This window comes from Bacillus sp. 522_BSPC (assembly GCF_001076885.1).
Taxonomy (GTDB): domain Bacteria; phylum Bacillota; class Bacilli; order Bacillales; family Cytobacillaceae; genus Niallia; species Niallia hominis.
Map to the genome: position 1 here is coordinate 21,340 of NZ_JVDT01000127.1, position 6,064 is coordinate 27,403.

5 protein-coding genes are annotated in these 6,064 nt (G+C 37.3%); all 5 read left to right on the forward strand.

Going from position 1 to position 6,064, the window contains the following annotated elements:
• Positions 1 to 11 precede the first annotated feature (11 nt).
• The 5 genes from ilvC (at position 12) to leuD (ending at position 5,867) form a co-directional block, all read left to right on the forward strand.
• The gene (gene ilvC / locus ADJ83_RS10150) at positions 12 to 1,034 is read left to right on the forward strand and encodes a ketol-acid reductoisomerase (protein ID WP_031534716.1); all 1,023 of its coding nucleotides are present in this window, start codon (positions 12 to 14) and stop codon (positions 1,032 to 1,034) included.
• Positions 1,021 to 2,556, forward strand: a complete 1,536-nt coding sequence (locus tag ADJ83_RS10155) for a 2-isopropylmalate synthase (protein WP_031534714.1) — start codon at positions 1,021 to 1,023, stop codon at positions 2,554 to 2,556. Before ilvC ends, ADJ83_RS10155 begins: the two co-directional genes overlap by 14 nt.
• Positions 2,557 to 2,604: 48 nt before the next feature.
• Positions 2,605 to 3,705 (forward strand): 3-isopropylmalate dehydrogenase, encoded by a 1,101-nt coding sequence (gene leuB, locus ADJ83_RS10160; protein ID WP_031534712.1) that lies wholly within the window; start codon positions 2,605 to 2,607, stop codon positions 3,703 to 3,705.
• A 144-nt stretch (positions 3,706 to 3,849) separates the two neighbouring features.
• Positions 3,850 to 5,262, forward strand: a complete 1,413-nt coding sequence (gene leuC, locus ADJ83_RS10165; RefSeq protein ID WP_031534711.1) for a 3-isopropylmalate dehydratase large subunit — start codon at positions 3,850 to 3,852, stop codon at positions 5,260 to 5,262.
• Between the two features lie 53 nt (positions 5,263 to 5,315).
• On the forward strand, positions 5,316 to 5,867 hold the full coding sequence (gene leuD / locus ADJ83_RS10170) for a 3-isopropylmalate dehydratase small subunit (protein WP_048717718.1): 552 nt from the start codon (positions 5,316 to 5,318) through the stop codon (positions 5,865 to 5,867).
• Positions 5,868 to 6,064 lie beyond the last annotated feature (197 nt).

Sequence of the window (6,064 nt, forward strand, 5' to 3'; positions counted from 1 at the left end):
GGAGAAGAAAAATGGCAAAAATGTATTATAATGGAGACGCAAATTTAGGATACTTTGAGGGGAAAACAGTAGCGGTAATTGGATATGGATCACAAGGGCATGCACATGCTTTAAATATGAAGGATAGTGGAGTAAATGTTATTATCGGATTAAGAAAAGGAAATTCATGGAATAAAGCAGTGGAAGATGGATTTGACGTATTCCCGGTTGGAGAAGCAACAGCTAAGGCTGATATTGTCATGATTTTACTTCCAGATGAGTTGCAAACAAAAGTATACAATGAAGAAATTAAACCAAATTTAACAAATCAAGCTTTAATGTTTGCGCATGGATTTAACATTCATTTTAGTCAAATTGTTCCTCCAAGTGAGAGTGATGTATTATTGGTTGCTCCAAAAGGCCCAGGTCATCTTGTTAGAAGAACATTTGAACAAGAAGCAGGAGTTCCAGCATTATTTGCAATCTATCAAGATGTTACTGGTGAAGCGAGAGAACTTGCTCTTGCATATGCAAAAGCAATTGGAGCATTACGTGCCGGTGCATTAGAAACGACTTTTAAAGAAGAAACAGAAACGGATCTATTTGGTGAACAAGCGGTTCTTTGTGGAGGGTTGACAGCACTAGTAAAAGCAGGCTTTGAAACATTGGTAGAGGCAGGATATCAACCAGAATTAGCATACTTTGAGTGTTTGCATGAGTTGAAATTAATTGTTGACCTAATGTATGAAGATGGAATGGCTGGAATGAGATATTCCATTTCTGATACAGCACAATGGGGTGACTTTGTAACAGGGCCACGTATTGTAACAGAAGATGTGAAGAAAGAAATGAAAGCTGTACTTACAGATATTCAAGAAGGGAAATTTGCTAAAGGCTGGATTTTAGAAAATCAAGCAAATAGACCAGTATTTAATGCGATTAATGACAGAGAAAGTGAGCATTTAATTGAAAAGGTCGGAAAAGAATTGCGTGCAATGATGCCATTTGTTAAAAGCTCTAGGAAGAAAGAAGTGGTGGGTAGTGGCAAAAATTAAGATATTTGATACAACATTAAGAGATGGGGAGCAATCGCCAGGTGTTAATTTAAATTTGGCAGAGAAGTTGGTAATTGCTGAACAGTTAGAAAAGTTGAATGTAGATATCATAGAGGCAGGCTTTCCTGCTGCCTCTAAAGGTGATTTTCAATCTGTTCAACAAATTGCGCGAACGATAAAAAATAGTTCTGTTACTGGTCTAGCAAGGGCAGTAACATCGGATATAGATACTGCTTGGGAAGCTTTAAAAGATGGGGCAGAACCAAGAATCCATGTTTTTCTAGCAACAAGCCCCATTCATAGACAATATAAGTTGAAACTATCGAAAGAACAAGTTGTGGAGCGAGCGGTTTCAGCTGTTGCATATGCTGCTAAAAGATTTCCTGTCATACAATGGAGTGCAGAGGATGCTTGTCGCACGGAACTTCCATTTCTAGCAGAAATAATCGAAGAAGTAATTCAAGCTGGAGCACAAATAATAAATATACCAGACACTGTAGGGTATATTACGCCAAATGAATACGGAGAAGTTTTTCAATATTTAAAAAATAATGTTCCATCCATTGATAAAGTTTCTTTATCAACCCATTGTCACGATGATTTAGGGATGGCCACAGCTAACTCACTGGCAGCCATTGAAAATGGAGCAACACAAGTAGAATGCACTATTAATGGCATAGGTGAAAGAGCAGGCAATGCTTCGATGGAAGAAATTGTGGTAGCGCTTCATATCAGAAATGATCATTATCAGGAAAGAACAAGAATTAATCTGAAAGAGATTAGTAGATCAAGTAGCTTAGTTAGTGAATTAACAGGAATGGTAGTACCAGGGAATAAAGCAATTGTTGGTCGCAATGCATATGCGCATGAATCTGGTATTCATCAGGATGGGGTTCTTAAGGAGAAAACTACCTATGAAATTATTTCTCCAGAACTTGTTGGCTATGTGAACAATAACAATATGGTGTTAGGAAAGCATTCAGGCAGCCATGCATTTAAAACAAAGCTGCAAGAACTAGAGCTTCAGGTAAAGGAAGAGGATGTAAAGAATCTCTTTATTGCCTTTAAGGATTTGGCAGACCATAAAAAAGAAATCTCTGATGAAGACATTATTGCTATTGTGTTAGAGAACAAGCTTGCTAAGGAAGAGAAGTATTATGAATTAGTTGAGGTTAAGGTTCAACATAAAAATGATAATGAAGCAGATGCGGTCGTTAAGCTTTCTGGGCCGAAAAATGAATTAATCATTCAACATGGCACAGGATCAGGAAGTGTAGAAGCGCTGTATAACACACTTGAAATGTCTATTTCTGGTCAAGTAACGCTAAATGATTATCGAATACAATCATTAGGTGCAGGTAGAGATGCCTTAGCTCAAGTATTTGTAAGAGTGCAATATGACCAAAAAGAAAGTACAGGTAGAGGATTGGATCAAGATGTTTTAATAGCATCCGCTAAAGCATATATAAATGCTATTAATAGAGCTATTCTTGCAAAAGAACAATTTTTGGAAAAAGTGTAGGCTTTAAGGTCTGAAAACCAAGCCTTTGATATAGGGGAGCGAATGAAGATGAACAAAAGAATCGCTGTATTGCCAGGTGATGGAATTGGACCTGAAATAGTTGCTGGGGCAGTCAGAATTTTGCAAACAATTGAAACTTTATATGGCCATCAGTTCGAATTAACTTATGCAGATATAGGTGGATGTGCGACAGATAAAACAGGGACTCCATTACCTAATGAAACAATTACGATATGCAAAAATAGTGATGCCATTTTATTAGGGGCAGTTGGTGGTCCGAAATGGGATTCTCTTCCTGTTGAAAAACGTCCGGAGCAAGGACTATTAAAAATCAGAAAAGCATTGAACTTGTTTGCGAACCTGAGGCCGACAACCTGTTACGAAAGTTTAGCTGACTCGTCCCCTCTAAAGAAAGATATTATTGAAGGTGTGGACTTGATTGTTGTGCGTGAGTTAACAGGAGGCATCTATTTTGGGACACCAAGCGAACGTAGAGAAATAGGTGGGAAGCCAGGTGCTGTAGATACACTGCAATATAAAAATGAAGAGATAGAGCGTGTCATCGAGAAAGCATTTGAAGTCGCAAAAACAAGATCAAAAAAGATTACTTCTGTTGATAAGGCAAATGTTTTGGAGACTAGTAGAGTATGGAGAGAGATTGCAAATCAAGTAGCAGAGAAATATCCGGATGTTTTGCTTGAGCATATGCTTGTAGATAATGCAGCAATGCAGCTTATTAGAAATCCAAAGCAATTTGATGTCATCGTTACGGAAAATATGTTCGGCGATATTTTGAGTGATGAAGCATCTGTCTTAACAGGTTCATTAGGGATGCTTGCTTCAAGCAGTTTATCAGAAGAGGGGCCATATTTATATGAACCGATCCATGGCTCTGCACCAGATATTGCAGGAGAAAATATTGCCAATCCATTAGCGACGATATTATCGACAAGCATGATGCTACGATTATCATTTCAGCTAGATAAAGAAGCAACAGTAATAGAAGAGGCTGTAAATAATGTCTTGAATAAAGGATATAGAACAAGGGATATTCTTTCACCAAATTGTAAAATTGTTTCTACAAATGAAATGGTAGAAGCTGTTAACAAAGAAATTTTCGAGTTAGTAGCATCGACACATGCTATATAAAAAAGAGAAGATAGAGCGGCAGTAATTGGGATATAGGGGACTAATAATAGAAAGAAACATGTTTATGGGCTTGTCAAAAGAATAATTTGACAGCCCTTTAATCTACAAAAAGGAAATAAAAGAAATGGATTGGAGGGCAAAGTAATGGGGAAATCCATTATCGATAAAATTTGGGAAAAACATATAGTGCATAGAGAAGAAGGGAAGCCAGATTTATTGTATATTGATCTGCATCTTGTTCATGAAGTTACTTCTCCACAAGCATTTTCTGGATTAAGAATGAAAAATCGGAAAGTAAGAAGACCAGATCGTACATTTGCAACGATGGACCATAATGTTCCAACACTTAACCGTTATAAAATAGATGATGAAATCGCGTTAAACCAGATGACTACTCTCGAAAAAAACTGCTTAGAATTTAATATTCCTTTAGCAGGGCTAGATAGTCCTGAACAAGGGATTGTCCACGTAATAGGCCCAGAGCTTGGATTGACACAGCCAGGAAAAACAATCGTTTGTGGAGATAGTCATACATCGACCCATGGAGCTTTTGGAGCCCTTGCTTTTGGAATAGGCACAAGTGAAGTAGAGCATGTCCTTGCTACACAAACTTTATGGCAAACTAGACCAAAAACATTAAAAATAGAGGTCAACGGTAAGCTTGCTTATGGTGTCAATGCGAAAGATGTTATTCTTTATATACTTTCTAAATATGGAGTTAACTTTGGTACTGGCCATGTTATTGAATATACAGGGGATGTAATTCGTAATCTTTCAATGGAAGAAAGATTGACTATTTGTAATATGTCCATTGAAGGCGGAGCCCGTGCAGGGTTAATATGTCCAGATGAAACGACCTTCTCCTATTTAAAAGGAAGAAAACACGCACCAGAAAACTGGGATAAAGCAGTACAAGAATGGCGTAGCTTAGTTTCAGACGAAGATGCTACCTACGATAAAGTTATTACGATTGATGGTCATGATATTGCGCCAATGGTTAGTTGGGGTACAAACCCATCTATGACTGCAAAAGTAGATGGAAAAATTCCAGCAACAGAAAATTATCAAGACGAAACAGATCGTCGTGCCCTACATAGTGCGCTTTCGTATATGGGGCTAAAAGAAGGAATGGCCATTACCGATATTGCAATTCAGCATGTGTTTATAGGTTCCTGTACAAATTCCAGAATAGAAGATTTAAGACAAGCAGCGAGTGTTATTAAAGGCCAAAAGGTATATCCAGGAGTGAGGGCACTAGTTGTCCCAGGTTCTCAAAAAGTAAAGAAACAGGCAGAGGAAGAAGGACTGGATAAGCTATTTGTAGAAGCTGGTTTTGAATGGAGAGACGCAGGTTGCAGTATGTGTTTAAGTATGAATAATGATGTGGTTCCAAGTGGGGAACATTGTGCTTCGACCTCAAATAGAAATTTCGAAGGACGGCAAGGAGCCGGTGCCAGAACTCATTTAGTTAGTCCATCGATGGCTGCTGCTGCAGCATTATATGGACGATTTGTTGATATCCGAAAAATGAATGTAGAATTACAAGCTACAACGTAAAGGAGGAAGCAATTGTGAGTGGTTTTAAGAAGCTTTATGAAAAGGCAGTAGCAATGGATCGAGTAAATGTAGATACAGATCAGATTATTCCAAAGCAATTTTTAAAGCGCATCGAAAAGACGGGATTTGGAAAATTTGCTTTTTTTGATTGGCGCTATTTGAAAAATGGAGAACCAAATCCAGAATTTGAGTTGAACTATCCTGAAAATCAAGGAGCTTCTATATTAATCGCTAATAAAAACTTTGGTTGTGGATCATCCAGAGAGCATGCACCATGGGCTCTTCAGGATTTTGGGTTTTCTGTCGTTATTGCTCCATCCTTTGCAGATATTTTTTATCAAAATTGTTTGAAAAATGGAATGCTTCCTATTCAATTACCTACAGCAGAAGTGGAGTATCTTTTAAAGGAAGCCCAAAATCAACCTTATTTTCTTCATATTAATTTAGAAGAGGAAAAAGTAGAAGATGATCAGGGCTTTACTGCAACATTTACTATCCATCCATATTGGAAAAAAATGTTGACTAACGGCTGGGATGAAATTGAAATTACAATCCAGTACAGTGATAAAATAGCAGATTATGAAAAGTCTGTTACACAAAATTAGCAGTTGACTTCGCTTAGATAACCTTTAGAAAACAGGTGCTTTCCTGCCTTTCTAAAGGTTTTTTTCTTTTGAGCCTATTTTATAGTTAAAATGATTACTATTACTTCATTATGAAATCAAATTTAACATGTTCATTATTATCAAGAGTTAATGAAAAGTATGAGTAAAATGTTTGTGGGAGAATAAATATCCTTTTT

Bases quoted from the DNA above. Each gene is read 5' to 3' on its own strand.
- ilvC (WP_031534716.1), top strand. From the start codon at position 12: ATGGCAAAAATGTATTATAATGGAGACGCAAATTTAGGATACTTTGAG.
- leuB (WP_031534712.1), top strand. From the start codon at position 2,605: ATGAACAAAAGAATCGCTGTATTGCCAGGTGATGGAATTGGACCTGAA.
- leuC (WP_031534711.1), top strand. From the start codon at position 3,850: ATGGGGAAATCCATTATCGATAAAATTTGGGAAAAACATATAGTGCAT.
- leuD (WP_048717718.1), top strand. From the start codon at position 5,316: ATGGATCGAGTAAATGTAGATACAGATCAGATTATTCCAAAGCAATTT.